This is a genomic window from Arthrobacter sp. P1_D4, from assembly GCF_056406115.1.
Genome location: NZ_JBFUAU010000001.1, coordinates 1 through 26,521, shown reverse-complemented (window position 1 = coordinate 26,521; position 26,521 = coordinate 1). Strand labels below are relative to the sequence as shown.

Below are 26,521 nucleotides of genomic sequence, written 5' to 3'. Positions count from 1 at the left end.
CATGGTGACAGACGACGTATTTGCCGTCATTGCTGAGGCAACCAGGCGTGACATTCTGATAGCCCTCCGCAAGGGGGACAAAGCGGTGGGGGAACTGGTCCAGGAGCTTGAAGCAAGCCAGCCCACCATTTCCAAGCATCTCAAAGTCCTCCGCGAAGCGGACCTGGTGAGCATGCGCGCCCAGGGCCAGAAGCGGTATTACACGCTCAACCCCAAGCCGCTCGCCGGGATCGCCACCTGGCTGCAGGCGTTCGACGTCGGCCCCGCCGCGACGGCGGACGCGGCCGCCGCCCGCCACCCCGAAGCCGGCCCCGCCGCCGTCCCGGAAGGCCTGGCCGCCGCGGTTCCGCAACCTGCCGTCCCGCAACCGGTCGCCGCGCAACCCGCCGCAGCACTGGCGGGCCGCCCTGCCGGCAGCCCGCTGAGCCCCGCCGTCGTCATTCCGGTGGGAACGGCGGGGGACGACAAAATGCCCCAGCAGATCGGGCGGACCGTGGGCCGGGCCGCCACCAGGGCCGCCGATCTCCTGGCCAACCTGCCCAAGTTCGGCCGCAAGAAGTAGGCTGTCCTGCCCCGCGTATGCCGCCCTGGGTATGCGCTGCGGCCATCCGCTTCGCCCAAAGTGGCACCCGGCCGATCGTTTGGGCGCCCGTGGCTTGCCAGGGGTGCGCTAGGTGCGGAGGATCCGCACGTGCTCGGGGGTGAGGTCGGCGATCCGGCTGACGCCCAGCAGTGCCATGGTGCGTTCCATGTCCTTCTCCAGGATTTGGAGGGCACGGTCCACACCGGCCCGCCCGCCGGCCATGAGCCCGTACAGGTAGGCGCGGCCGATCAGCGTGAAGTCGGCGCCGAGGGCGAGGGCGGCGATGATGTCCGCGCCGCTCATGATGCCGGTGTCCAGGATGATCGCCGCGTCGCTGCGGTCCGCCTTCAGCGCCGCGGAGACCTCCGGGAGCAGGTGGAACGGAATCGGTGCCCGGTCCAGCTGGCGGCCGCCGTGGTTGGAGAGCACAATCCCGTCCGCGCCATGGTCCACCACCTTGCGGGCGTCGTCGACCGTCTGGATGCCCTTGACCACGAGCTTGCCCTTCCACGTCTCGCGCAGCCAGTCGAGGTCGGCAAAGGTCAGGGTGGGATCGAACATGGAGTTGATGAGGTCCGCGACCGTGCCCGTGTAGCGGGACAGCGACGCGAAAGTCAGCGGCTCGTGGGTGAGGAAGTTGAACCACCACGCGGGCCGGTAGGACGCATCCAGTACGGTCTTGAGTGTCAGGGCGGGCGGGATGGTCATGCCGTTGCGGACGTCGCGGAGCCTGGCGCCGGCGACGGCGGTGTCCACCGTGACCATGAGCGTGTCATTGCCCGCCGCGGCGGCACGCTGGATCAGTTCCAGTGAACGCTCCCGGTCCGTCCACAGGTACAGCTGGAACCAGTTGCGGCCAGTGGGTGCGGCGGCGGCCACGTCCTCGAGCGACGCCGTGCCCATGGTGGAGAGGGTGTACGGAATGCCGGCGGCTGCGGCGGCCTGGGAACCGGCGTATTCGCCCTCGGACTGCATCATCCGGGTGAAGCCGGTGGGCGCGATGCCCACCGGGAGGCGGGACGGCCCGCCCAGGATGTCAGTGCTGAGGTCGATGCTGGAGACGTCCCGCAGGACCCCGGGCCGGAATTCAATGTCCAGGAACGCCTGGCGGGCGCGGCGGAGGGAGATTTCGGCCTCGGCGGCGCCGTCCGTGTAATCGAAGGGCGCCTGGGGTGTGCGGCGCTTGGCCATGTCCCGCAGGTCCCAGATGGTGCTGGCACGGCGCAGCCTGGCGGCCCTGCTGAATTCCGGCTTCTTGAACTGCATCAGGGGAGCAAGGTCGGCGTACTTGGGCACGCGGCGCTTCAGCGCGGCAGGGAGCCCGCGGGCGGCCGCGGCTGTGTGCTGCCCGGACGCGGAGACAGCAGGGCCAGGGGCCGTGGCCGCGGGAGTGGTCGGAGCCTCGGGGTTGCCGGGCGGGACGGTGTGCGTCATGGCTGCCTCCATTTGCGGATCGGATGCTGTGCTGGGTTTCCTCACACTCTAGGTGGTGCCGGTGTGCCGCGAAATGTCATTTCGCGGCAGCGCCGGCGAACACTGCCGCGACGTGCCTGCCCGGCGACCACGTACTCCTGGCCGCCCGGAACTAGCCGCCCGCGAATTGTTACGCCCGGCGTTTGCTCCGGCCGCGGCTCCGGGGCTATCGTCAACGCTATGACTAACCGTTGGTATGCGTATTTTTCGTTGGCTCTGGAGGGGCCCGCGTCTAACTGACACGCATCCAACTTTCCTTCAGAGCCAACAGGGCAGAGATTATTCTCTGCCCTTCGCCATTTCTTCGGCGGGTTCTGACCAGGGCCCGCTCCGCACCCGGAACAGGACCCGAATATGAGCATCGAAGCAGCCACCGGCCCCCAACACTCCACCTCGAACCTGCGCGTCAGCGAGTTCACCCCGCTGCCCACCCCGCAAGACCTCATGGCGGAACTGCCCCTGGAGGCCCGCCTGGCCGAGGTGGTCGGACGGGGCCGGGACGAGGTCCGGGCCATCATGGACGGTGTGGACGACAGGCTGCTCGTCATCGTGGGCCCCTGCTCCATCCACGACCCCAAGGCGGGCCTGGAATACGCCCGCCGGCTGGTCAGCCAGGCAGAGAAGCACCGCGAAGACCTGCTGATCGTCATGCGCACCTACTTCGAAAAGCCGCGCACCACGGTGGGCTGGAAGGGCCTGATCAACGACCCTCGGCTGGACGGCAGCCACGACATCGCCGCGGGCCTGCGCGCGGCCCGGTCCTTCCTGCGCCAGGTCACCGCCCTCGGCCTGCCCACCGCCACCGAGTTCCTTGAGCCCATCAGCCCCCAGTACGTCGCGGACCTGGTCGCCTGGGGCGCGATCGGCGCCCGCACCACGGAGAGCCAGATCCACCGCCAGCTGGCCTCCGGGCTGTCGATGCCGATCGGCTTCAAGAACGGGACCGACGGCGATCTCCAGGTGGCGCTGGACGCGTGCAGCGCCGCCGCTGCCGCCCAGGCGTTCCTCGGGATCGACGACGACGGCCGGGCGGCGCTTGTGGCTACCGCCGGCAACCCGGACACCCACGTCATCCTCCGCGGCGGACGCAAGGGCCCCAACTACTCAGCCGCCGATGTTGAAGCGGCCTCAGCGAAACTCGCCGCGAAGCAGCTCAACCCCCGTCTGATCGTCGACGCCAGCCACGCCAACAGCGGCAAAAACCACCACCGCCAGGCCGAGGTCGCCCTCGAAATCGGTGCGCAGCTCGAAAGTGCCGGAGCCGCCGCCGGGGCCATCGCCGGCGTCATGCTCGAGAGCTTCCTGGTGGGCGGGGCCCAGAACCTTGATGTCAACGCCGTTACCGGCTCCGGACGGGACGGGCTGGTCTATGGCCAGAGCGTCACGGATGCCTGCATGGACTGGGACGTGACGGCGTCGGTACTGGGCCAGCTGGCCGCCTCGGCCCGCACGCGGCGGACCCGTGCCTGAGGGAAGAGCAGGAGGAGGGGCGTGCCGCGGGATTTTCGAGATTCCTGCGGAAACCGTGTGGGGATTCCTGAGGAAGTCTTTCACTTTGGCACCATGAGCAACTAGTGTTGCTAACACATGGTTGTTTGATGGCTCAGCATCGGCACACCGCCATGTCAACAGGTGGGGCTGCCGTTCGCTTGAGCAAAGGAATAGGGAAATGTCTACGGAGGCCAACTTCTCCAAGGCCCGTTTTTTGACCGTGGCCGAAGTCGCGGAACTTATGCGGGTATCGAAAATGACTGTGTACCGTCTTGTGCATTCGGGGGAGATGCCGGCCGTGCGGTTCGGCCGCTCCTACCGCGTGCCGGAAAACGCCGTCGAGCAGTACCTCAAGGGTGCCGTCGTCGACCGGAATGACGGCCACGCCGGAACTGGCTGATCAGTCAGCGGCAACATTCACAGCGTGAATCGACTGCTTTGGGTCCCGCACGGGACCCGCGGTCGTGGGGTGCCTCGCAGAGGCGGTACCCTGTTAAGGAACGTTTTACGTCATTGTAAGAACCTGTCAGTTGCTTCAGTCTGCTGCTTAGCCCGCGGACCCTTCCCAACAGGCAGGTACTGCATCTAGCCGGTAAGGAACTTTCGTGGGTTCAGTTATTAAGAAGCGTCGCAAGCGTATGGCCAAGAAGAAGCACCGCAAGCTGCTTCGCAAGACGCGCCACCAGCGTCGCAATAAGAAGTAGCAATACTTCGAAATGCATGAAATGCCCGTTGCCTTCCAGGCGACGGGCATTTTTCTTGCTCAGGCCTCGCCCGGATCCCCGGCGTCGGCCCGGAATCCCAGCGGAAAGCCGCGGGCGGCCTAGCGGCTGGGGCCGCGGAAGCGGGAGAACCCCCGCCACAGGCCGTAGATGGCCCCTCCGACCGTCGCGGCCTTGAAGCCCAGAGTGGCGGCGCGCCGGCCGGCACGGAAGTCGTAGACCGGCCAGTTGTGCTCGCGGGCGTAGCGGCGCAGCTTGGAGTCGGGATTGATGGCAACGGGGTGCCCCACCATGCTCAGCAACGGGATGTCGTTGTGGGAATCGCTGTACGCCCAGCAGCGGCTCAGGTCCAGGCCCTGCTCCTCAGCAATGTGCTGGACCGCGACCGCTTTGGCCGGTCCATGGAGGATCTCGCCCACAAGCCGTCCCGTGTACGAGCCGTCCATGATCTCGCCAACTGTGCCCAGCGCCCCGGTCAGGCCCAGCCGGGCGGCAATGACAGTGGCCACCTCGATCGGCGTCGCCGTGACGAGCCATACTTTGCGCCCGACCCGGAGATGCTGTTCGGCCAGGGCCTTTGCCCCCGGCCAGATCCGCGACTCAATCATCTCGTCGTAGACCTCTTCGCCCAACGCCTCGATGTCCTTGGCCGTGATGCCGGCGGCCAGCGTCAGGGCGGAATCGCGGACTGCGTGGACGTCATCCATGTTTTCGCCGCGCAGCACGAACATGAACTGCTTCCAGGCGAACCCGGCAGCCTGCGGCAGGGTGAAGGCGCCACGCTGGTAAAGCTTGCGGGCGACATGGAAAAGGCTTGCGCCCTTCATGAGGGTGTTGTCGACGTCGAAAAATGCGGCCTCGCCGTGCTGCGTCGATGCAGCAGGCTCATTGGCCACAATGACGTATTTCTCCTCGGGCATGCCACGAGTCTAGTCAATGACAGGCCCCCGGCCGCCCGCGGGACGCGCGACGCGACGGCAGGACGGGCCCGGACCCGGGCGGACTGCGCCGCGCGTCGACGCCGAAGTGGCCGCCGGGCTACGGTGGATGCATGGCCAAACCCGCACACTTACCCGATGTAGTTCTGATCACCAAGGCTGACTGCCACCTGTGCACAGAGGCGCGCGCCGCCGTCGGCCGGGTCACCGCTGCGCTCGGAATAGATTGGTCGGAAAAATCGGTGGACGACGACGCCGGGCTGCGGGAACGTTTCGCCGAGGAGATCCCGGTGGTGCTGGTCAACGGCGTCCAGCGGGATTTCTGGAAGATCGACGAGGCCCGCCTGACCCGGACCCTGCAACGGGTCCTCGACCAGCCCTCCTGACGGCGGGGTGCTTTGTTGCGTGATGCGCGGGGGCTCTAGAGTGGGAAGCACAACGCGACGCAATGGAGCAGATAGTGACTTCGCTGGATTCATCTCCCGGGCCTGTTCCCGGGGGAGCCGGGACTGCGGCCAAACAGATTCCGCCCGCGGCCGTGGCCCGGCTGACCATCTATCTGCGCGCCCTGACCACGCTGCTGGCTGACGGTGTGGACCGGGTCTCGTCCGAGTCGCTGGCCGAGGCCTCCGGAGTGAGCTCCTCGACGCTGCGCAAGGACCTATCCTATGTTGGCTCCTACGGAACCCGGGGTGTCGGTTATGAGGTCCAGTACCTCAACCGCAACATCGCCGCCGCCCTCGGGTTGACGCACGACTGGAAAGTCGCGATCGTCGGTGCGGGCAACCTCGGCAAAGCCCTGGCCCGGTACGGCGGATTCGAGTCTCGAGGCTTTGACATTGTGGCAATTTTCGACGCCGACCAGATGGTGGTGGGCAGTGAAGTCGGTTGGCTGCGGGTCAGCGACGCCGCCGACCTTGAGCCGGTACTGCAACGGACCGGTGCCAACATGGTGGTCCTCGCTTTGCCCGCGGCGGTGGCCCAGGACGTCTGCGACCGGGTGATAGCCGCCGGCGTGCGGAGCATCCTCAGCTTCGCGCCGGTGATGCTGCAGGTCCCGCCGGGAGTCAACCTGCGCAAGGTGGACATGGCAACGGAACTGCAGATTCTGGCCTATCACGCACAAAGGGCGCAGGACCCGGAAGACGCCGACTAAGATCCGCCAGCCCTCCGGTTCCCGCGCCCGCTGAGTGGTACCCCCCTGGGTGGTTCTTGGCGACGCTACTTCCCGAAGGGGGCTCCGGGCTGTCCATAGGGGTTGGCAAAGGGCTGCCGCTTCTGGAAATACGGCGCTGCCGCGGGCAAGTAAAGCAGCACGATAGCCGCAATGCCCACGAGTGCCGCCAGGGTGGCGAGGCTGAGCGGGATGATGTTGAAGACCGACAAGGCGGCGAACACGGTGCCCAGGATGCGGGCCCAGTTCCTGCCCCTGCGGACATTGAATGCCACGAGGGCATACAGCCCGGCGCTGATAGCGGCAAACACCACGATGGTGCCGATCAGGACACCCTTGATGGATTCGAAGTCGACGCTCGTGCCGCTCGCTGCCATCTGCTGCTCGAACATGTCCCTGACGGCAGGGGTGTCCAGGGTTCCCAGGGACACCAGCATGGAGATGACCCACAAGGCTCCGGCTGCGATGATCAGCCAGAACGACGTATTGACCAACTGGGGAACCGCGCCCTGAGCCTGCGGCTGGTCGGACGGGTACTGGGCGTAGGGGGACTGGCCGTACGGGGACTGGCCGTACTGCGGTGCCTGCGGGGCGTTCTGGCCGTAGGCGGGAGGTGTCTGCTGGCCGTACTGCGGCGTCTGGGGGGCGTTCTGGCCGTAGGCCTGGGGTGTCTGCTGGCCGTACTGCGGCGTCTGGGGGGCGTTCTGGCCGTAGGCCGGGGGTGTCTGCTGGCCGTACTGCGGCGTCTGAGGGGCGTTCTGGCCGTAGGCCGGGGGTGTCTGCTCGCCGTACTGCGGAGTCTGCGGGGCGTTCTGGCCGTACTGCGGTGCCTGCGGGGCCGGCGTGGATTCCCCGCCCGGCTCGGAGCCGTTGGGAGGCGGGGGCTGGACTGGGGGATTGCTCATGAAGCGGTCCTTTGCGTGTCGATCGAATCGGCCACCGGGATCAGAGATCCTGCCCTGCCCCCAGCATGGTTTAGCTCAACCGTACCGCGGGCCGGCCGCCGTGTGGATCATTCCGGAGAGGTATTCTCAAGCCCCATTCGCTGGCCGGCGCGTGGCGGCCGGGCCACCTGGCGCTGCCACGATTCCGCGGGTGCCCTGTGCAGCGGCAGGCCTAGATTCGGCCCCGGTTGGCGGCAAACCAGGCCTGTGCGTTCGGCAGCCACATGAGCACGGTCGCAACGAGGCTGATGAGGAAGCCCGGCAGGCCTCCGCCCGCCCGGCCGTCGGCTATGCCGGAACTGATGAGTGCCAGCACCAGGGAGATGCCGGCAAGGATGGTGAGGGCGAAGCGGGCCCATTCCCGGCCTTCCTTCATCTTCATGGCCAGAATGATCTGAGCGGTTGCCAGTGCGAGCGCCACGATCACGAGCAGCAGCACCAGGAGCCCGATTGCCGGCGCAAAGGCGACCAGGACGAAGGACCCGAACAACCCGATGACTCCACCCAGGAGGCCCAGGAGCCCGCCGATCAGCCAGATCCAGTAGGAGACCTTCAGCTCGGTGGGCATTGCGGCAACCTTGAACATGCCGGAGAGCCCGCCGGCAGGCAGTGCATCGCCGAAGTTCCTGGGGCGGTCGGTGGGCATCTCGAAGCGGAATCCGCCGGCCGACGCCGGCTGGCCCTGGTACCCGGGAGGGGGTGCCTGATACCCCGGCGGCGGTGCCTGGTACCCGGGAGGGGGTGCCTGGTATCCGTGAGGGGGCGGCGGGTTGGCGGGAAGCTGCGGTGGGCCGGCGGGCGGGACGCTGCCCGACACCGGCGGCTGGGCGCCCGGCTGCTGCGGAGGTACATCACTCGGGTTGCTCATGGCTCTCACTGTAGACCGCCGTTTCCCTGTTATCTAGGGAATCTGGAGCCGCGTCGCGGTGCCCGACGGCGGCGCCCGAGAGGGGCAGACAGCAGCGGCGAAAAACAACAGCGCCCCGCTTCATCGCGAAGATGAAGCGGGGCGCCGGACCCGGCTGACCGGCGTCGGCCGTCAGGCGCGGACGGGAGTGACCGGGCCGCGACCGTGCTTGATGCTGGCTATGCTGCGGGAGCGATGAAGGCCAGTTCCAGGTTGATGGCAACCTTGTCGCTGACCAGCACGCCGCCGGCTTCGAGGACGGCGTTCCAGGTCAGCCCGAAGTCCTTGCGGCTGATCGTGGTTTCGGCGCTGAGGCCGGCGCGGGTGTTGCCGAAGGGATCGACGGCCACGCCGTTGAATTCGGTCTCGAGGGCCACGGGGCGGGTGATGCCCTTGATGGTGAGGTCGCCCTGGAGCTCGTAGGCGTCGCCCTTGGGGACGATGGTGTTGGAGACAAAGGAGATCTCCGGGAACGTCTCGACGTCGAAGAAATCTTCGCCGCGGACGTGGCCGTCGCGGTTGGCGTCACCGGAGTCGAAGCTTGCGGTCTTGATCGAGGCGTTGACCTTGGAGTCGGTGACGTTCTCGGCGAGATCCAGGGTGGCGGCGGCGTCGGTGAACTGACCGCGGACCTTGCTGATGCCGGCGTGGCGGACGGTGAAGCCGATCTCGCTGTGCGACGGGTCGAGGGTCCAGGTGCCGGTGGTGACGTTTGCGGGAAGTGCCATGGTGGTTCTCCTTGAGTCGGGTTGGTACTACGGTGATTCGTCTGATCGCTAGTTGAAGCATCATTGGTTGAAATCTCAACTAACTGCTTCACCCAGTATAAACATGCATTTGCATCTTTTATTCCAACTCCGGGGAACATTTTTCCAAACTCATCAGTTCTACCTCCCGTAGAAGATTTCAGATCGACCGGCATCTTTGAGAAACTGGTAGACATGCCCCAAGCCACTGTTCATTTGCTCCGCCACGGCGAGGTCCACAATCCCGATGGTGTCCTGTACGGCAGGCTGCCGGAATTCCACCTCTCCGAACTCGGCCGGGAGATGGCCCGCACCCTGGCGGAACACTTCAGGGAGCGGTCCGCGCAAGGGGCCAGGATCGTCCACCTCGCCGCGTCCCCACTGACCCGCGCTCAGGAGACGGCGCAGCCGATCGCCGACGCCCTGGGCCTGGAGATTGCCACCGAATCCCGCATCATCGAGGCCGCCAACTACTTTGAGGGCCTCCGCGTCTCGAAGGCGGAGCTGCTGCGGCCCAAGCACTGGGCCCGGCTGTACAACCCGTTACGGCCCTCCTGGGGTGAGCCGTACAAGGAGCAGGCCGCGCGGGTCATCGCGGCCGTTCAGGACGCACGCGTCCGTGCCATCGAACTGGGCGGCAACGGGGCCGAAGCCATCCTTGTCAGCCACCAGCTGCCCATCTGGGCCACGCGGCTCAGCGCCGAAGGCCGGCCGTTGTGGCACGACCCGCGCAAGCGCGAATGCACCCTGACGTCCCTGACTTCCCTGGTGTTCGACGACGCCGGCGGCCTCGTGCGCGTCGACTACAGCGAGCCCGCTGCCGCCCTGCTGCCCGGTGCCGCCAGCACCCCGGGAGCCTGACCATGGCCGCGAACCGCCGCGAAAACATGCCTTTGTCCCGCCGCAGCGTCCTGACCGCCGGCGGGGTCGCGCTGGCCGCGGTGTTCGGGCTGTCCGGCTGTGCCCAGGACGACGCCCTCGCCAAACAGGCCAAGGCCGGGGACAACAAGAACTACGTGGCCGGCGACGGGTCCGTGACCGAGTTCGCCGTCGCGGACCGCAAGAGTCCCGTGGCGCTCAAGGGGACGCTGTTCGACGGCACGGCCGTCACGTCGGCGGACTTCCCCGGCAAAGTGACCGTGCTGAACTTCTGGTTTGCCGCCTGCGCCCCCTGCCGGGTCGAGGCGCCCTCCCTCGAGGCGCTGAACCAGGAATTCAAGACCAAGGGCGTACAGTTCTTCGGCGTGAACCTGCGCGATGAGAAGGCCACGGCCGACGCGTTCGACAAGACCTTCAACCTGACGTACCCGAGCTTCAACGACAAGGACGGCGCCGTGCTGCTGGCCGTCTCCGGCCTCGTGCCGCCCGGCGCCGTGCCCACCACCCTCGTGCTGGACAAGCAGGGCCGCGTCGCCTCCCGGGTCCTGGGCGAAATCCAGCAGGGCACCCTGAAGTCCCTCATCGCCGCCGCCGTGGCCGAGTAGCGCGGCCCACCGTGAACAGCCCCTTCGCTGAAGCCATCCTGAACGGATCGCTGCTGCTTGCCATTCCCGTCGCGCTGCTGGCCGGACTGGTCTCCTTCCTCTCGCCCTGCGTCCTCCCGCTGGTGCCCGGATACCTGGGCTACGTCACGGGTCTGACCGGCGTCGACCTGCAGAAGCAAAAGCGCGGGCGCATGCTGGCCGGCATCGGGCTGTTCGTCCTCGGTTTCTCCGTGATCTTCGTGCTGCTCGGCGGCGCCTTCGGGCAGCTGGGCAGCTTCATCACGGGCTCGCAGAACATGTGGATCACCCAACTGCTGGGCGTCCTGGTGATCGTCATGGGCGTGGTGTTCATGGGCGGCTTCGGCTGGCTCCAGCGCGATGCCAAGATTCATGCCAAACCCCCCGCCGGTCTGTGGGGTGCGCCCTTACTGGGCATCACCTTCGGGCTGGGCTGGGCACCGTGCATCGGTCCGACATATTCGGCCGTCCAGCTGCTTAGCCTGTCCGGCGGCTCCTCGGCGGCCAAGGGGGCGTTCCTGGCGTTCGTCTACAGCCTTGGGCTGGGAATCCCGTTCCTGCTGATCGCCCTGGCCGTGCGCCGCGGCATTGGCGTGATGTCCTTCTTCCGCAACCACCGGCTCGCCATCCAGCGCACCGGCGGAGGCATCCTGATCCTGCTTGGGATCCTGATGGCGAGCGGTGTGTGGGGCACCTGGGTCTCCGGGTTGCAGTACTGGTTCCAAACCGATGTGAATTTGCCAATCTGATGAGCGAGCGCGTGAACGAAAAGAAGAAGTCCCCGAAGCCCGAGGCCGTCCTGCCCACGCTGGGTCCGTTGGGCATGCTCCGGTGGGCGTGGACGCAGCTGACCAGCATGCGCACAGCCCTGTTCCTGCTCTTGCTGCTGGCCGTCGCCGCCGTGCCCGGCTCGCTGTTTCCGCAGCGCCCGGCTAACCCGGCGATTGTCACGCAGTACATCAAGGACCACCCGGACTACGGCTCGATCCTGGACTCGGTGCAGCTCTACGACGTCTACTCCTCGGCCTGGTTTTCCGCGATCTACATCCTGCTGTTCGTCTCGCTGATTGGCTGCGTGATCCCGCGCGCCATCGCGCACTACAAAGCGATGCGCTCCCAGCCCCCTCGCACGCCCGCCCGCCTGTCTAGGCTCCCCGAATACGGCACTCTGGTGATTCCGGCCGACGCCGGGATCCCGGCGTCGGCCGCCATCACCGACGCCGCCGAGCTGCTGAAAAAACGCGGCTACCGCGTCGACGTGCGGGACCGCGACGGCGCCCGCCCGTCCTTGGGTGCCGAGCGCGGCTTCCTGAGGGAAGTCGGCAACCTCGTCTTTCACACCGCGCTGATCGGAGTGCTGGTTTCGGTGGCGGCCGGCGGCCTCTTCGGCTACAGCGGGCAGCGCATCTTGGTGGAGGGCGACACGTTCGTCAACACCCTCGTCGGCTACGACCAGTTCACCCCCGGCACCAATTTCCAGAGCAGCCAGCTGCAGCCCTATTCGGTCCAGCTGGACAAGTTCGACATCACCTTCGACCGTGAATCGAAGGGCAAGTTCGGTCAGCCCATCGACTTCACCGCCGCCGTGACCACGAAGGAAAACCCGGACGCACCCGCCAAGAAGGAGGTGCTCAAGGTCAACGACCCCCTCAGCCTCGGCGGCACCAGCGTGTACCTCACCGGCAACGGCTACGCTCCCGTCGTCACGATTCGCGACGGCGCGGGCAATGTTGCCATGCAGGGACCCGTGGTGGCCAAGCTCCAGGGCGAGAACTACTACTCCTCCGTCGTCATCAAGGTTCCGGACGCCAAACCCGAACAGCTCGCCTTCGCCGGGTTCTTCCTGCCGACGGCGTTTGTCACTGACAAGGGCGTGTCCTTCAGCGGTGATCCGGAGCTCATCAACCCGCAGCTGACCCTGAACTCCTACTTTGGCGACCTCGGCCTGGACGCGGGCTCCCCGCAGAACGTCTTCGAGCTCGACGTCAAGAAGCTCACGCCGCTCAACGCCCGCAACCTGGACACCAAGGGCATCGTCCTGGCGCCCGGGAGCAGCTACACGCTGCCGAACGGGAAGGGTTCCATCAGTTTCGACGGCGTCAAGCGCTACATCGGCGTGGACATCCACCACAACCCCGGCCAGCTGTACGCCCTGATCTTCGCGCTCCTGGCCGTGGCCGGGCTCGTGACCTCGCTCTATGTGAACCGCCGCCGTGTCTGGGTCCGTACCGGCACCCACGAGGACGGCCGCACTATGGTGGAGTACGGTCTCCTGGCCCGCGGTGAGGACCACCGCCTGGCCGGGGAGGCCGCGGCAATCCGCAAACTCCTTTCCGACGATTGGCTGTTGGGCGATGAGGCCGCGACCGGCTCCCAGCCCGCTCCCAGCGCAACAGCGGATAATGACCGGGCGGATAAGGCCAGCACGGCAACAGGCAGCACGGGTGCCGGCGGCACGCACGCCGCTCCTGAACAACCCGCAGAAGACTTCATCCAGTCAACAGCCGGCTCTTCCGAGTCGAAGAAGGATCAGTAATGCCGTTCTCGATCAACGAAACCATGGGCCAGTACAGCGAGCTGTTCATGCTGCTGGCCGCCGGCACGTACACGGTGGCGTTCATCGCCTTCGCCTGGGACCTGGCCAAGAGCAGCAAGACGCTGCGCGCGGTGGACCTCAAGGCCGCGGAGCTCTCCGGTGCGGCGGCCGAGGCCAATGCCGCCCGCGTTCCCGTCGGCGTCGGCGCGGGGGCCGCCGCAGCCGACGCCGCCCGCTCCGATGCGGACGTCAGCGGCCCGGCAGGCCGTGCCGAGCGTCCGACGTCGGCCACCTCCCGCCCGGGCACCGCCGCAGGCGCGGGCCAGACCGCCGACGGCAGCATGCGCTACGCCGGCGAGCGGCGTGCCCCCGCCCGCGTCGCCGTCGCGCTGACCGTCCTCGGCGCCGCGATTCATGCGGCCGGCGTGATCACCCGCGCGCTCGGTGCCGGCCGGGTGCCGTGGGGCAACATGTACGAATTCCTCACCACGGGCGCGTTCGTGGCCGTGGCCGTCTTCCTGCTGGTGCTGATCCGCCGCGACCTGCGCTTCCTGGGCACGTTCGTGATCGGCCTGGCCATCATCATGCTGGTTGCCGCCTCCATCGCCTTCTGGACCCCCGTGGGCCATCTCGTGCCGGCGCTGCAGAGCTACTGGCTGATCATCCACGTTTCCATCGCGGTAATGTCCTCGGCCCTGTTCACCCTGACCTTCGCGATGTCCGCGCTGCAGCTCGTGCAGTCGCACCGGCAGAAGACCATCGCCGCCGGCGGAGCCGACAAGCTCGGGTTCATGCGCCTGGTCCCGAACGCGCTGAGCCTGGAGAACCTGTCCTACCGCATCAACGCGATCGCGTTCGTCGGCTGGACGTTTACCCTCATGTTCGGCGCCATCTGGGCGGAGAAAGCCTGGGGCCGGTTCTGGGGCTGGGACACGAAGGAAGTCTGGACGTTCGTGATCTGGGTGGTCTACGCCGGATACCTGCACGCCCGCGCCACCCGCGGCTGGACCGGAACCCGAGCCGCCTGGCTGTCGATCGTCGGCTACCTGTGCGTGGTCTTCAACTTCACGATCGTGAACCAGTTTTTCAACGGCCTGCATTCCTACTCGGGACTGTAAGCCGCACCCCGGCCCATAACCGCACCCGGGCCGGGTCCTTCCGGGGCTGCGCGGGCCCGCTCTCTCTCGATTTGCCACAGATGGCCGCTAAGCCGATGCGCTTAGCGGCCATTCGTGTCAGGTGGGCGCGCTGCGCGGGGGGTGGGGTAGTGCGGCATGGCGTGGCGTGGCGGGCATCTGCGTGCTGGCAGCTGGGCGCGCTGGGCATGGCTGAGGGGCTTCGGGCGGGTGTTTCCGGGGCTGCGCGGGCCCGCCCCCCATCGATTCGCCACAGATGGCCGCTAAGCCGAGGCGCTTAGCGGCCATCCGCGTCAGATTGGTGCGCTGCACGGCGATTATGGCAGTGCGGCATGGCGTGGCGTGGCGGGCATCTGCGTGCTGGCAGCTGGGCGCGCTGGGCATGGCTGCGGGCCTCGGGCGGGTGTTTCCGGGGCTGCGCGGGCCCGCTCTCTCTCGATTTGCCACAGATGGCCTCTATGCCCCGTGACTAGCGGCCATCTGTGTCAGGTGGGAGCGGTTGGGGGCGGGCACGGTGACGTTGCCCGGGCTTCGGGCCTGGGCCGGGAGTCCAGCCGCGCTCCAGCAGCGCCGCACGCACCCGGGTAGCCGCGGCAGGCTCCATCCCAGGGCCGGGCGGGGTCAAGTGCCATTGGGTCAAGACGACGACGCGCCACCCGGCATCCCTGGCGTTCTCATCCCGGAAGCTGTCGCTGCGACGCTGGGCCGGACTGGGTGATGCCCGCCGTCGTACTGAATCGCGATCTTTTCTTCTTCGTAGGCGAGGTCCGGGTCCTGGATCCAGCCGCCGGTCTCATCGAACATTGGCACGTTGATCGCGGGTTCGGGCAGGCCCTGCCGAATCAGGAGCAGCCGGAGTTCGGTCTCCTTGGGGGAGTCCGTGTCGGCGCGTACAAGGAACCGGGCCTGCATAGCCTGCCGGTAGCCCGCCCTGCCTTGCTTCCCGGCGAGGAACGCGTCCAGCTCATGGAGCGTGGTCAATGGATTTCTCCGCCGCAGCAGGAAGTCCCCGGCGATCACCAAGTCATCGAGGCCTAGTATGCCTGCGAGATCGAACCACGTCCGCAGTGGGGAGGTGCAGCTAACCCTCACCCCAGCTACGATCTCCTCCGGTTCGAGTGCCTGCTGATGGCCCACCACATTCTTATGTCGCACCGCCCGCTGGCCCGGCCGACTCGTCAGATGGATGACAGCCAGGTTCTCCAAGGCCTGCGGCAGGGGAAATCCCCACAACACTGCCGCAGACAGGTGGCTCACGATTGCGCCCGTCACGGCAGTCAGGGCATGCACACGTTTCAGCAGACTGTCCGGGGTGGCGGCCGTGGCGCGCACCCCGTAACAGGGGCTGACGAGATCCCTGGCCCGGGTCCGTCGTCGCCCCACCCCGGCAGTGCGGGCCTCGGCCACAGTGAAGGGCTGGTTTCGAAGATGCGGGGGGAGCTCACTGGGCGGGCGCATACGGGCATTCTGCGCCCGCGCCGAAGGGGCTTGCAGGTTATCCACAGCGCGGGCAGGGTGTGGGGGAGGAGTGGCCGGTGTGGGCAGCAGGGGCGGTCGCGGATGAGGGGCGGCCATTTGCCGGAGATGGCCGCTAAGAGCGTGGGATTCCGGCCATCTGCGGCGAACGGCCGCAGTTGGATGCCCGGGGTGTGACGGGGGACGGCCGGAGATGGGAAAGGGGCGTCTGGGCCTGGTGCGCGTACACAATGGCCAGAGGTGGTGTGGGCAGCAGGGGCTGGCGCGAATGAGGGGCAGCTGTTTTCCCGTGGCGGCCATTTGCCGGAGATGGCCGCTAAGAGCGTGGGATTCCGGCCATCTGGGGCGAACGGCCGCAGATGGATGCACGGAACGGTGCTACTGGACTGCTACCTGACTGTTACTTGACCTCGTCGGTGCCGGGCGTTCCGGCGTCGCCGGGTTCGTGGGCACCGCCGGCGCCTTCGCTGCCGCCGGCTTCCGCGTTGCCGGCGTCGTGCTTGCGGTCCTTGGCGTCAAGTTCTTCCTTGAGCTTCCTGAGCCTGTCGGCCTCGGCCTGGTTGCGGTGGCGGATCTCAAGGTTGCGCAGGAATTCGGGGTCGTCATCGGGCGCTACCGGGTGGCTGTACGCGACCGGTGCGGTGTCCGTGGCGCGGGGGCGTCCCATGAGAAACCACAGGGTGGCGCCGACCACGGGGAGGAGGACCTGCACGAAAATCCAGGCGGTCTTGGAGATGCCCCTGGTCAGCCGCGCGTCAGTGCGGATGAGGTCCACCAGTCCATAGACAAACACGGCCAGTATGACGATCGGAACCACTACACGGAGCATATCTTCAGTCTAGCCGTCGGGCGCCTCGACGGCGCCGGTCACTATGCCCGGGTGCTGGCTGCCGGGACCGCGGACGAGGGGAGCGGGATAGCCGAAGCAGCGCGCCGTCCTGGCGGCTAAACTTGAGGCGTGGCTTTCCTCAAATACACCCTTATTCGACTCGCGCTGTTTGCGCCCTTGTTTGCGCTCTTTCTCTACCTGCAGCTGGGAGTGCTCCTGGCCGCCCTGTGCGCCGGAATGATGTCCTTCGCCGTCAGCTTCCTGTTCTTCCAGAAGCAGCGCGACGCGGCCACCGCAACGCTCCACCACCGGTTCTCGGGCAAGGCCAAGCCGATGCGCAGCGCAGGCGAAGTGGCCGACGCCGAGGCCGAAGACCGCCTCGTGGACGAGAACCCCGACATTGCCGTCCGCACGGACAACCGCCCCAAAGATTCCCGGCAACCGGGGGCCTGAGCCCCCGGGTTCGTCCCCTGCAGCCCCGGGGAGCCCCGGGAGACCGCGGCCCTGAGCCCCCGGGTTCGTCCCCTGCAGCCCCGGGGAGCCCCGGGAGACCGCGGCTCAGAGCCCAGGCTTAGAAGCCGTGGCTGAGGACGAGCCCGAGTGAAAACAAGGCGGCGAAGCCGAGGTTGATTAGTCCGGTCTGCTTCAGGACCGGGATAAGGCTCTTGCGGCGCCGCCCGGCGATCATCAGCCAGGACGGCATGAGGCTGGCGGGGATCAGCAGGAGCACGATCAGCATCCATGGCCGGGCGGGGGCCAGGACGATGACCAGCAGGATCGCGACGGCCAGCATCAGCACATAGCTTTCGCGCGCATGCTTGTCCCCGAGCCGAACGGCCAGGGTCTTCTTCCCCGCCTTCCTGTCGGTCGGGATGTCGCGGACGTTGTTGGCCATCAGCAGGGCGCACGCGATCAGCCCCGTGCCGATCGCACCGATGATCGCGGCCAGGCTCAGCTGCCCCGCCTGGGTGTACGTGGTGCCCAGCGTTGCGACGAGGCCGAAGAACACAAACACGAAGACGTCGCCCAGGCCGAGGTAGCCGTACGGGTTCTTGCCGCCGGTATAGCCCCAGGCGGCCAGCACGCAGCCGACGCCGACCAGGATCAGCCACCAGGCCTGCGTGATGATCACGAGGATCAGGCCGAACAGCATCGCCAGCCCGAACGCCGCGAACGCGGCCCGTTTGACGTGCTCCGGGCTGGCCGCGCCCGAGCCCACCAGCCGGAGCGGACCCACCCGGTCCTCATCCGTGCCCCGGATCCCGTCCGAGTAGTCGTTGGCGTAGTTGACGCCGATCTGCAGGAGCAGGGCGACCAGGGCGGCCAGCACGGCGTTCAGCAGGATGAACGAATCCATCTCGTAGGCGGCTGCGCTGCCGATCAGCACGGGTGCGATTGCGGCCGGCAGGGTGCGCAGTCGGGCGCCTTGGATCCATTGTGCGGCTGTGGCCACGGTCAGTACCTCGTTGGTTGGTTGAATGCTCGTTAGTGGTTTGAGTTGCCGGCCGGAAGCCGGAAGCGCTTGTCTATTTTCCCTGATGGAGGGCGTCCAGCAGGACCGTCATGCCCAGCCGGTCCGGTTTCCCGTTGGGCAGCATGAGCAGTTCCGCGGCGGGCAACACCGTTTTCGGGGCCAGTGCGCCGAGCGACGGTGCCCAGGTCTGGTTCCGGCGGTCGGCGAACGCCGCCAGCCCTTCCGGGGAACTGTCGGCCACGGCGACGTACGCGGCCAGGGCGTGGCCCCACTCTGCGGACGGCACGCCGGCGACAAAAGCCGCCCGCACGCCGTCGAGCTTTTCCAGCTCAGCCTGGACATGGGCGGCGGAAACTTTGACGCCGCCGGTGATGACGACGTCGTCGGCCCGGCCGAGCACGGTGAGCCGGCCGTCGGCGTCCAGTTCACCGAGGTCATTGGTCCGGTACCAGCGGACGCCGTCGGCTTCGATGAACGCCGCTGCCGAGAGCTCTGGGGCCTGAAGATAGCCGGCGGCAATGGTTGCCCCGCCCAGCAGGATGCGGCCGTCGTCCTCCACCCGGACCAGGACGTCCTCGAGCGGGAAGCCGTCGTACACGCACCCGCCGCAGGTCTCGGACGAGCCGTAGGTGGTCACCACCCGCACGCCGGCGTCCCGGGCGGCGTCGAGCAGCTCCGCGGACGCGGGTCCGCCGCCGAGCAGGACGGCGTTGAAGCGCCGCAACACCGCCAGCGTCTCGGCGGAGGGTGCGTCCAGCAGGCGCTGGAGCTGAGTGGGCACCAGCGAGGTGAAACGGAGCTTGTCCGTGAGCTCCAGCGCCGCGGCGGTGAAGGCCTCCGGCGTAAAACCGCCGGACAGGTCCATGACCCACGGGCGGGTCCCGGCAAAGAGCGAGCGGACCAGAACCTGGACGCCGGCAACATACTGGACGGGAAGGGCCAGCAGCCACTGGCCCTCGCCCTTGAGCGCAAAGGCTGTCGCCACAGACGAGGCCGCCAGGGCATCGACGGTCAGGACGGTCGCCTTCGGCGTGCCGGTGGACCCGGAGGTCCGGACCACGACGGCCGCGTCCTCGATGCCGGCCGTGTCGGGGAATCCCAGCACCGGCGAGCCGTCCGGCCCGGCGGAGAGTTCGACGGCGGGTCCCTCGCCGTGGAGGGCAGCAGCCAGCGCCTTGAGCGCAGGCTCGATGTTCATGGCTCCGGAAGTCACAGCGCGCCTTAGAAGTAGTACGGGAAAGCGGACCAGTCGGGATCGCGCTTCTCGAGGAAGGCTTCCTTGCCCTCCACGGCCTCGTCCGTCATGTACGCCAGGCGGGTCGCCTCGCCGGCGAAGACCTGCTGGCCGGCCAGGCCGTCGTCGGCCAGGTTGAACGCGAACTTGAGCATGCGGATGGCCTGCGGGGACTGCCGGGCAATGTCGGCGGCGTACTCCAGGGCGACCTCCTCGAGGCGTTCGTGCTCCACGGCCTCGTTCACGGCGCCCAACCGGACCATGTCCTCGGCCGAATATTCACGGGCCAGGAAGAAGATTTCCCGGGCGGACTTCTGGCCGATCTGGCGGGCCAGGAGGGCCGAGCCGTAGCCGGCGTCGAAGCTTCCCACGGTGGCGTCGGTCTGCTTGAACTTGCCGTGCTCGCGGGAAGCGATGGTGAGGTCCGAGACCACGTGGAGGGAGTGCCCGCCGCCGGCTGCCCAGCCGTTGACGACGGCGATGACCACCTTGGGCATGGTGCGCATGAGCCGCTGGACTTCCAGGATGTGCAGCCGGCCGGCGCGGGCGGGATCGATGGATTCCGTCGTTTCGCCCTGTGCGTACCGGTACCCGTCGCGGCCGCGGATCCTCTGGTCCCCGCCCGAGCAGAACGAGTGGCCGCCGTCCTTGGGGGAGGGGCCGTTGCCGGTGAGCAGGACTGTGGCCACGTCCGGGGTCATCCGGGCGTGGTCCATGGCGCGGTAGAGCTCGTCCACGGTGCCGGGCCGGAAGGCATTGCGGACCTCGGGACGGTCGAAGGCGATGCGGACGGTGGGCAGGTCCCGGACCACCGTCCCGTCGGCGGAGCGCTCCACCTGCCGGTGGTAGGTCATGTCCTGGAAGTCGTCGAAACCGGACACGGTGCGCCACCGGGAGGGGTCAAAGACGTCGGATACCTTGGCGGGGATTTCGTTGCTCACAGTCCGAGTCTAGTAATCGCGTCAGCTGATGCAGAACTCGTTGCCTTCCGGGTCCGCCATGGTGTGCCAGGAATGCGGCCCCTGGTTGGCGGACCAGAGGAACGTGGCGCCGCGCGCTTCAAGGGCCGCCCGCACGGCGTCCTTGTCCCCTCCCGCGAGCCGCACGTCCCAATGGACCCGGTTCTTGACCGTCTTTTCCTCCGGGACAATCTGGAACAAAACGCGGTGGGCGGGCGCTTTGGCGTCGAGTTCCTCGGGCGGGCGGATCGCGGCGCCCTCGCGCCACACGAGCTTGCCCCGGTGCGTGGTGGTCTCCGCCTCCGTCGCGAAGCCCTGCTCGATCATGGAGTGGATGAAAGCCTCATCCTGCGGCTCCACGGCCCATTCCAGGGTTTCGGCCCACCAGTCGGCGAGCTCGTGCGGGTTTTTGCAGTCGACGACTATCTGGATTTTCAGTGTCATGGGAAGAACCTACGACGTCGCGGCCTGCGGCGGTAGGGTTCAGGCGCCGCAAGGCACCGGAGGCCCTTGCGGCGTAAGGGAGTCCGCGATCCGCCAGATCGATCCATCCCAGGTCATCAGGTAGTCGAGCTTCCATTCCGAGCAGGACTGCCCGTCGGGACCGTGCTGCGCGTCCTGAACGGTCCTCAGCCGGACGGACGCCGTGAGATCGGGCCCGGCAGCGGATACGTCCTCGACCTCCAGCGTGCGCCAGAACGACGAGCCGAGCCCCTCCCGCCATGTCACGAGTCCACCCATCCGGTCCTGCATCTCGGGTGTCAGTATGGCGAACGCGAGGTCGTATGCGCCGCGGTTGATGGACTGGCCATGAAATACCAGGCTCTGGGTGATGTTGGCGGCCTGCGGGTGATCGGAATTCACCGTAACGTCTATCGCGCTGGTGTCTGCCGGTGCCGGCAGGCCGCAGCTTGTCGGGGACAGCGAAGTGGTGCGGTTCTTCCAGCTCTCGACGGCGAGGACAGCCTTGCGGGCATCCACAGCGAAGGCCGTGCCCTCGGCACTGTAGTTACCTTCGCTGCCTGCACCGAAAACCCAGGCCCGCTTGGAGCTCACGACTCCTGCCACCTTGCCGTCCATGGTCAGCAACGGGCCGCCGCTGTTTCCAGGATTGATGGCGGCGTCGGTCTGGATCAGGTTGCTGACCGTTCTTGCGCCGATTGTCTGCTCCCGGTTCAGTCCGCTGACGCGTCCCGCGGTGAAGGTCAGGTCGGCGTCCAGGGGAAAGCCCAGCGCCGCCACGTCTTCGCCCAGTGCCGGGGGAGCGCTGACGAAGTCGAAGATGTGGCCGCTGACCGGGCGGGCGGTGCGCAAAAGGGCAAGGTCGGCCGCCTCATCAATTCCAAGTACCTGCGCGCTCGAGATTTCTGTTCCGAGGCTGATGCTGATGGCGGCTTGGTCCTTCACGACGTGTGCGGCGGTGACGATGAGGTCATTCTCGATGAGGAAACCGGTACCGACGCCGCCGGCGTCGCACAGCGTGACGTTGATCTTTGCTACTCCGGAGCGGACACTCGCGACGGTGCCGGCCCACCCGCCCGGCTGTCGGCTTCCGGTAGCGACCGGGTCTGGTGCTGTGACGGCCGCCTGGCTGGTTGGCGGCGGGGTCGCCGGCGCTGCAGACGTGGCCGTTGGGGTGGCCGGTGCAGCCGGTGCAGTCGGTGCGGCGCCGGGAAGGGACACGCAGCCGCTCAGCGCGAGAAGTGTCGTCATCGCCGCGGCTGCCGGGAGTGCGAACATTCGGTGGGCGTGGGCTTTCATGGCAGTCCTCCCCAATACAAGGTTGCCGCTCCAGCCCTCCCAAACCATCGCGAAGTGCCCTCAAGATAACGCATGCGCCGGCGAACAACCAGAGGGGAGCCGGGTGCCATGCGTCGCCGCCTTGCTTCGGTTACCCCTGCACTTGCTGCAGCTGTTCAAGCACCTCGGGCGGAATGGCGTAGATGAAGATGACCGCCAGGAGGTTCTTGGAGGCGTGGACGAAGTAGGAGAACATCACGTTCTTCCCGGTCCAGACGTACACGAACACCAGGACGGCGCCCATGGCGAGGTACGGCATCAGCACCTGCAGGGTCATTTGCTCCTGGCCCACGATGTGCAGGGTCGCGAACAGGACCACGGACATGATGCAGCAGACCCAGAGGTTGACCCGGCGGCTCAGCTTGCCGATCAGCAAATGGCGGAAAATGTACTCCTCGACGAACGGGCCGACCAGCACCAGCAGCGGCACCATGAGCCAGACCGGGACCTGCTGCATGAGCGCCTGAAGGCCGGCCTGGTTGGCGGAGGTCTGCACCGGTCCGCTGAGGGCCACGAGAACCGCGGTGAGGATGAGCATCGCCACGACGGTCAGCGGCACCATCAGGGCCGTGAACCAGGGCCTTGTGGCAAGGACGCGGAGATCGCGGACCGCAACATGCCGCGCGGCGGTCAGGGCAAGGACGCCGACCGTTGCGTAGAAGATCAGGTTCACCGCGTAGGACGCCACCGCAGGATTGGGCGATATCTGCAGCAGCAGCGGCTCCAGCAGGCTGCCCGCCACAGCGAATAGACCGGCCACGGCAACATAGAGTCCAACAGTGATGAAATCCAGCGGGGAGAACCGGTAAAGCTCCGGCTGCGGCGCGGGTGGTGTACGGAGAGCTGTGCCCATGCCCCCAGCCTAGCGCCGAGGCAGGAGGACGCGGTCCAGCTGATCCGCGGCGCCATCGCAGACCTGACGCCCGACGGCGGCACCCGCCTCAGTGCCCAGGGCCTCAGGGCCTCCGTGCCCAGTGACGGCCGGCGGTGCCATACTGAGGACGCAAGCCGCCCTCGGGCAGGCTGGCACCTACTGCGAGGACTCCTTGAGCGAACATCTCCGCCTTTCGGGCGTATCCCACGGCTATGGGGACCGCCAGCTCTTTGCCGGCGTCGACGTTGCCATCACGGCTGGCGAACATGTGGCGATCGTCGGCGAAAACGGCGCGGGCAAATCCACGCTGCTGCGGATCCTGGCCGGATTCGAGGCCCCGGACGAGGGCACGTCCGTCAGCCACGGCCGCGTGGGCTACCTCGCCCAGACCCATGGCATGCCGGAGAAGTTCACTGTCAGCGACGCGATCGACGCCGCACTGGAATCACTCCGCGCGCTGGAGGCTGAGCTGGACCGCCTGGAGGACGGGCTGGCCGGCGCGGAAGCGGACGAACTGGAGCGCTACGGAAACCTGCAGACGCAGTACCAGCTCCGGGAAGGCTACGCCGCGGAATCCCGGGTGGAAGCGGCGCTGGACAGGCTCGGCCTGGGCGGGCTGGACCGGATGCGGACACTGGGCTCGCTCTCCGGCGGGGAACAGGAACGGGTGGCGCTGGCCTGCGTTCTCGCCGATCCCGCCGACATTTTGCTCCTGGACGAACCCACCAACCACCTGGACGCGTCCGGCACGGCCTGGCTGGAGGCGCGGCTGGCCGCGCACCGCGGCACGGTGGTGGTGGTCTCCCACGACCGCGTGCTGCTGCGCAAAGTGGCCTCAACCGTGATTGAGGTCGACGCCGAGCGCCGGTCGGTCAACCGGTATGGCAACGGCTACGAGGGCTACCTGCGCGAGAAGGCTGCCGAGCGCCAGCGCTGGGCACAGCAGTACCACGGGTGGCTGGACGCGATGGCGGCCGAACGGCTCCAGGCGGACACGGTTGCCGGCAAGATGGGCTACGCCCGCCAGCGCGACGGCGACAAGATGGGGTTCGACTTCAAGGCCGGCACGTGGCAGAAGGCGGCCACCAGCAAGGTCCGCAACGCCCAGGAGCGTCTGCGCCGGCTGGAGGCAAACCCCATAGACCGTCCCCCGGTGCCCCTGAAACTGGCAACGGATCTGCGGGCGGACGTGGCCGAAGGCCCGGCGCTCGAGGCGAAGGGGGTCGCGGTGCCCGGCCGGCTGGCACCCACGGACTTCCGGGTGGAAGCCGGCCAGAAGATCCTCATTACGGGCCCCAACGGTGCCGGGAAGTCCACGCTGCTCTCCGTCCTCGCCGGCACGCTGGAACCGGCCCAGGGCAAAGTGGTCAGGCACGGCCGGATCGGCTACCTGCAGCAGGAGTTGGAACTCCCGCAGCGCCCGGGTCTGCGGCTCCTGCCCGCCTTTGCCGCGGGCCTGGGCGGCAATATCGATGAGCACGCCGAGGCGCTGCTGCGCCTGGGGCTCTTCCGGACCAGCGAATTCCACGTGCCGGTGGGCAGCCTTTCCGCGGGGCAGCAACGCAGGCTGGCGCTGGCCCGGCTCCTGCTGGGCGGGTTCGGGACGATGCTGGTGGACGAGCCCACCAACCACCTGGCGCCCGTGCTGGTGGAACAGCTTGAAGCGGCCCTGTCCGAGTTCGCAGGGACACTGGTCATGGTCAGCCACGACCGCGCGCTGGGTGAGTGGTTCAGCACCTGCGCCAGGCGAGGAACGAGCCGAGAAACAAGGCACGGCGCCAGGCAGGAAACCTGGCACGGAAACGGCGCCGGGAACTGGCTCCGGTACACGATGCGGGACGGCGCCCTGGCGTAGCAGAACGATTCGCCGGAGCTGGCGCGGATCAAATAGAACATTATTCGGCCATTTGACGGATTAGGTGTCATTAATTAGGCATAGCGCCTGACTGCTGTTGCCCGCGTCACGGCCGGTCCGGGAATTCCAGTATGATGGATGAGCCGCGCGAGGGTTTGACTCCTTGTGAGGTTCGGTACATCTTGCTGTCCCACCGGGCAGAAACCCGAATGGAATGTAACCGAATCCCGGTCCCGTCCCGGCCATAATCCGACCTACAAGGAACCGTTGTGCCATCAATTACCCCCACAGAACTCCAGAGCGCGCCCGCGGAATCCGCCGTCGACTCGACCCTCAGCGCCGAGGGCTATAAGAAGACCCTGAGCGGGCGCCACGTAACGATGATCTCGATGGGCGGCGCGATCGGCGTCGGCCTGTTCATGGGCGCCGGCGGACGCCTGGCCTCCACGGGCCCGGCGCTGATCTTCTCCTACGCCATCGCCGGCGTGATCGCATACCTGCTCATGCGGGCACTGGGCGAGCTCATCATGTACCGCCAGACCTCGGGCTCCTTCGTCAGCTACGCTGGCGAAATGTTCGGCAAGAAGGGCGCCTTCCTCTCCGGCTGGATGTACTTTATCAACTGGGGCATGACCGGGATCGCCGAACTGATCGCGATCGGCCTGTACTTCCAGTTCTTCTTCCCCAACGTGCCGGTGGAAGCCTCCGCGATTGCCGCCCTCGCGCTGCTCGTGGCCGTCAACCTGCTCAGCGTCAAAGCGTTCGGCGAGTTTGAATTCTGGGCGTCCTGCCTCAAGGTCGGCGCCATCCTGATCTTCCTGGCCGTCGGCACCTTTATGGTGGTCACCAACGCCAAGGTGGGCGATGGCCACGCCTCCGTGACCAACCTCTTCGCCGACGACGGCGGGATGTTCCCCAAGGGCGCCCTGGTGATGGTCCTCGTGCTCAACGCCGTGATCTTCGCCTACAACGGCATCGAACTCGTCGGTATCACCGCAGGCGAGATGCAGAACGCCAAGCGCGAAGTGCCCAAGGCGATCCGCGCCGTCGTGCTTCGCATTGTGGTGTTCTACGTCGGTTCCGTGCTGCTGCTGGCCATGCTGCTGCCCTCGGACCAGTACAAGGCCGGCGTGTCCCCGTTCGTCACCGTGTTTGGCCAGATGGGCCTCGGCTGGGTGGGCGACGTGATGAACATGATCGTCATCACCGCCGCGCTGTCCTCCTGCAACTCGGGCCTGTACTCGATCGGCCGTGTCTTCCGCACGATGGCCAACAACGGGCATGCCCCGCAGTGGCTCACCAAGATGTCCAAGCGCCACGTGCCGTACGCGGCCATCCTTGCGATCGCAGCTTTCTACCTCGTGGGCATCATGCTGAACATCTGGCTGGGCGGCTCGCACGCCTTCGACCTCGCGCTGAACACCGCCTCGATCGGCGTGATCTTCACGTGGGGCGCCATCTTCGCCAGCCAGATCGCGCTGCGCCACCAGAAGGGCCGCGTCTCCAGCCTGCCCATGCCGGGCTCGCCGTGGACCAGCTGGGCCGGGCTGGTCGCACTGCTGGCCATCACCGTGCTGATCGGCTTCGACACCATGACCAGCAAGACCGGCGAGGTCTTCCACCTGGGCCTGTGGACCCTGGCGACCGTTCCGTTCTTCGCCCTGGTGCTGTGGCTGGGCTGGCAGAAGGTCAAGAACAACGCGCCCAAGAGCGAGCTCTACAGCTGATATGAGTTGAGTCTGTCCTTCACAAACACCTCCGGAGATGTCAGGACGGGATGTATCAGATTCCTTTGAGGACCTGAGGTTGATCCGCGGGATCCTCCCGACACCTTCGGAGGTGTTTGTTATGTCTGTTCAGGGCGTGGT

The 26,521-nt window shown here is 67.1% G+C and carries 27 protein-coding genes; 14 read left to right on the top strand and 13 right to left on the bottom strand.

The genetic code is table 11. The features are described 5' to 3' along the window. Position 1 precedes the first annotated feature (1 nt). Positions 2 to 562, top strand: a complete 561-nt coding sequence (locus tag AC1D0A_RS00135; RefSeq protein ID WP_476944976.1) for an ArsR/SmtB family transcription factor — start codon at positions 2 to 4, stop codon at positions 560 to 562. Positions 563 to 670: 108 nt separating this feature from the next. Here AC1D0A_RS00135 and AC1D0A_RS00130 read toward each other — a convergent pair whose 3' ends face one another. Next, positions 671 to 2,017 (bottom strand): alpha-hydroxy acid oxidase, encoded by a 1,347-nt coding sequence (locus AC1D0A_RS00130; protein ID WP_476944920.1) that lies wholly within the window; start codon positions 2,015 to 2,017, stop codon positions 671 to 673. A gap of 393 nt (positions 2,018 to 2,410) precedes the next feature. On the opposite strand from AC1D0A_RS00130, the gene AC1D0A_RS00125 reads away from it, so the two are divergent. From AC1D0A_RS00125 to AC1D0A_RS00115, 3 genes are all read left to right on the top strand, one after another. Then, a complete protein-coding gene (locus AC1D0A_RS00125) occupies positions 2,411 to 3,526 on the top strand; it encodes a 3-deoxy-7-phosphoheptulonate synthase (protein WP_243182129.1) in 1,116 nt (371 codons plus the stop codon). A 199-nt stretch (positions 3,527 to 3,725) separates the two neighbouring features. Next, positions 3,726 to 3,947: a helix-turn-helix domain-containing protein gene (locus AC1D0A_RS00120; RefSeq protein WP_018775046.1), complete on the top strand. Its 222-nt coding sequence runs from the start codon at positions 3,726 to 3,728 to the stop codon at positions 3,945 to 3,947. A 205-nt stretch (positions 3,948 to 4,152) separates the two neighbouring features. Next, positions 4,153 to 4,251 carry a 30S ribosomal protein bS22 gene (locus AC1D0A_RS00115; protein WP_003792170.1) on the top strand — a complete coding sequence of 33 codons (99 nt, stop codon included), beginning with the start codon at positions 4,153 to 4,155 and terminating at the stop codon, positions 4,249 to 4,251. Positions 4,252 to 4,370: 119 nt separating this feature from the next. Here AC1D0A_RS00115 and AC1D0A_RS00110 read toward each other — a convergent pair whose 3' ends face one another. Then, positions 4,371 to 5,189: an HAD family hydrolase gene (locus tag AC1D0A_RS00110; RefSeq protein ID WP_243182128.1), complete on the bottom strand. Its 819-nt coding sequence runs from the start codon at positions 5,187 to 5,189 to the stop codon at positions 4,371 to 4,373. Between the two features lie 131 nt (positions 5,190 to 5,320). On the opposite strand from AC1D0A_RS00110, the gene AC1D0A_RS00105 reads away from it, so the two are divergent. Further along, positions 5,321 to 5,593, top strand: a complete 273-nt coding sequence (locus tag AC1D0A_RS00105) for a glutaredoxin family protein (protein ID WP_476943090.1) — start codon at positions 5,321 to 5,323, stop codon at positions 5,591 to 5,593. A gap of 74 nt (positions 5,594 to 5,667) precedes the next feature. Further along, positions 5,668 to 6,363 (top strand): redox-sensing transcriptional repressor Rex, encoded by a 696-nt coding sequence (locus AC1D0A_RS00100; RefSeq protein WP_079555510.1) that lies wholly within the window; start codon positions 5,668 to 5,670, stop codon positions 6,361 to 6,363. 65 nt (positions 6,364 to 6,428) lie between these two features. On the opposite strand, the gene AC1D0A_RS00095 is transcribed toward AC1D0A_RS00100, so the two are convergent. The 3 genes from AC1D0A_RS00095 to AC1D0A_RS00085 all read right to left on the bottom strand — a co-directional run bounded on the left by AC1D0A_RS00095 (position 6,429) and on the right by AC1D0A_RS00085 (position 8,960). Beyond that, positions 6,429 to 7,286 (bottom strand): hypothetical protein, encoded by an 858-nt coding sequence (locus AC1D0A_RS00095; RefSeq protein ID WP_476944919.1) that lies wholly within the window; start codon positions 7,284 to 7,286, stop codon positions 6,429 to 6,431. Positions 7,287 to 7,497: 211 nt separating this feature from the next. Then, on the bottom strand, positions 7,498 to 8,193 hold the full coding sequence (locus tag AC1D0A_RS00090; protein WP_476943087.1) for a hypothetical protein: 696 nt from the start codon (positions 8,191 to 8,193) through the stop codon (positions 7,498 to 7,500). 218 nt (positions 8,194 to 8,411) lie between these two features. Then, positions 8,412 to 8,960 carry a YceI family protein gene (locus AC1D0A_RS00085; protein ID WP_028278101.1) on the bottom strand — a complete coding sequence of 183 codons (549 nt, stop codon included), beginning with the start codon at positions 8,958 to 8,960 and terminating at the stop codon, positions 8,412 to 8,414. A gap of 213 nt (positions 8,961 to 9,173) precedes the next feature. Here AC1D0A_RS00085 and AC1D0A_RS00080 point away from each other — a divergent pair, with 213 nt between their 5' ends. The 5 genes from AC1D0A_RS00080 to ccsB are packed head-to-tail and all read left to right on the top strand — an operon-like array spanning position 9,174 to position 14,134. Next, the gene (locus AC1D0A_RS00080) at positions 9,174 to 9,839 is read left to right on the top strand and encodes a histidine phosphatase family protein (protein ID WP_243182124.1); all 666 of its coding nucleotides are present in this window, start codon (positions 9,174 to 9,176) and stop codon (positions 9,837 to 9,839) included. Positions 9,840 to 9,841: 2 nt separating this feature from the next. Continuing rightward, the gene (locus AC1D0A_RS00075; protein ID WP_243182123.1) at positions 9,842 to 10,462 is read left to right on the top strand and encodes a TlpA family protein disulfide reductase; all 621 of its coding nucleotides are present in this window, start codon (positions 9,842 to 9,844) and stop codon (positions 10,460 to 10,462) included. 11 nt (positions 10,463 to 10,473) lie between these two features. Continuing rightward, positions 10,474 to 11,229 carry a cytochrome c biogenesis CcdA family protein gene (locus AC1D0A_RS00070; protein WP_243182122.1) on the top strand — a complete coding sequence of 252 codons (756 nt, stop codon included), beginning with the start codon at positions 10,474 to 10,476 and terminating at the stop codon, positions 11,227 to 11,229. Then, positions 11,229 to 13,016: a cytochrome c biogenesis protein ResB gene (gene resB, locus AC1D0A_RS00065; protein WP_243182121.1), complete on the top strand. Its 1,788-nt coding sequence runs from the start codon at positions 11,229 to 11,231 to the stop codon at positions 13,014 to 13,016. Before AC1D0A_RS00070 ends, resB begins: the two co-directional genes overlap by 1 nt. After that, complete coding sequence (gene ccsB / locus AC1D0A_RS00060) at positions 13,016 to 14,134, top strand: c-type cytochrome biogenesis protein CcsB (protein ID WP_476944918.1); 1,119 nt, start codon at positions 13,016 to 13,018, stop codon at positions 14,132 to 14,134. The genes resB and ccsB overlap by 1 nt, the downstream gene beginning before the upstream one ends. Before the next feature lie 654 nt (positions 14,135 to 14,788). On the opposite strand, the gene AC1D0A_RS00055 is transcribed toward ccsB, so the two are convergent. Then, the gene (locus AC1D0A_RS00055) at positions 14,789 to 15,610 is read right to left on the bottom strand and encodes a hypothetical protein (RefSeq protein ID WP_476944917.1); all 822 of its coding nucleotides are present in this window, start codon (positions 15,608 to 15,610) and stop codon (positions 14,789 to 14,791) included. 418 nt (positions 15,611 to 16,028) lie between these two features. Then, the gene (locus AC1D0A_RS00050; RefSeq protein WP_476944916.1) at positions 16,029 to 16,457 is read right to left on the bottom strand and encodes a PLD nuclease N-terminal domain-containing protein; all 429 of its coding nucleotides are present in this window, start codon (positions 16,455 to 16,457) and stop codon (positions 16,029 to 16,031) included. A gap of 129 nt (positions 16,458 to 16,586) precedes the next feature. Between AC1D0A_RS00050 and AC1D0A_RS00045 the strand changes: the two genes are divergently transcribed. Continuing rightward, positions 16,587 to 16,910, top strand: a complete 324-nt coding sequence (locus AC1D0A_RS00045) for a DUF4229 domain-containing protein (protein ID WP_018775060.1) — start codon at positions 16,587 to 16,589, stop codon at positions 16,908 to 16,910. Between the two features lie 118 nt (positions 16,911 to 17,028). Here AC1D0A_RS00045 and AC1D0A_RS00040 read toward each other — a convergent pair whose 3' ends face one another. The 6 genes from AC1D0A_RS00040 to AC1D0A_RS00015 form a co-directional block, all read right to left on the bottom strand. Then, a complete protein-coding gene (locus tag AC1D0A_RS00040; protein ID WP_079554823.1) occupies positions 17,029 to 17,910 on the bottom strand; it encodes a 1,4-dihydroxy-2-naphthoate polyprenyltransferase in 882 nt (293 codons plus the stop codon). A 73-nt stretch (positions 17,911 to 17,983) separates the two neighbouring features. Beyond that, the gene (locus AC1D0A_RS00035) at positions 17,984 to 19,129 is read right to left on the bottom strand and encodes an AMP-binding protein (protein ID WP_043435730.1); all 1,146 of its coding nucleotides are present in this window, start codon (positions 19,127 to 19,129) and stop codon (positions 17,984 to 17,986) included. 23 nt (positions 19,130 to 19,152) lie between these two features. Further along, positions 19,153 to 20,106, bottom strand: coding sequence for a 1,4-dihydroxy-2-naphthoyl-CoA synthase (locus AC1D0A_RS00030; RefSeq protein WP_243182118.1), 954 nt, complete (start codon positions 20,104 to 20,106; stop codon positions 19,153 to 19,155). A gap of 21 nt (positions 20,107 to 20,127) precedes the next feature. Next, positions 20,128 to 20,568, bottom strand: a complete 441-nt coding sequence (locus AC1D0A_RS00025; protein ID WP_028276406.1) for a VOC family protein — start codon at positions 20,566 to 20,568, stop codon at positions 20,128 to 20,130. 39 nt (positions 20,569 to 20,607) lie between these two features. Then, positions 20,608 to 21,885, bottom strand: coding sequence for a S1C family serine protease (locus AC1D0A_RS00020; protein ID WP_243182117.1), 1,278 nt, complete (start codon positions 21,883 to 21,885; stop codon positions 20,608 to 20,610). Positions 21,886 to 22,015: 130 nt separating this feature from the next. After that, on the bottom strand, positions 22,016 to 22,777 hold the full coding sequence (locus AC1D0A_RS00015) for a CPBP family intramembrane glutamic endopeptidase (protein WP_243182116.1): 762 nt from the start codon (positions 22,775 to 22,777) through the stop codon (positions 22,016 to 22,018). 193 nt (positions 22,778 to 22,970) lie between these two features. On the opposite strand from AC1D0A_RS00015, the gene AC1D0A_RS00010 reads away from it, so the two are divergent. Beyond that, positions 22,971 to 24,653, top strand: a complete 1,683-nt coding sequence (locus AC1D0A_RS00010; protein WP_476944915.1) for an ABC-F family ATP-binding cassette domain-containing protein — start codon at positions 22,971 to 22,973, stop codon at positions 24,651 to 24,653. Between the two features lie 269 nt (positions 24,654 to 24,922). Next, positions 24,923 to 26,380, top strand: coding sequence for an amino acid permease (locus AC1D0A_RS00005; protein WP_243182114.1), 1,458 nt, complete (start codon positions 24,923 to 24,925; stop codon positions 26,378 to 26,380). Positions 26,381 to 26,521: the final 141 nt, after the last annotated feature.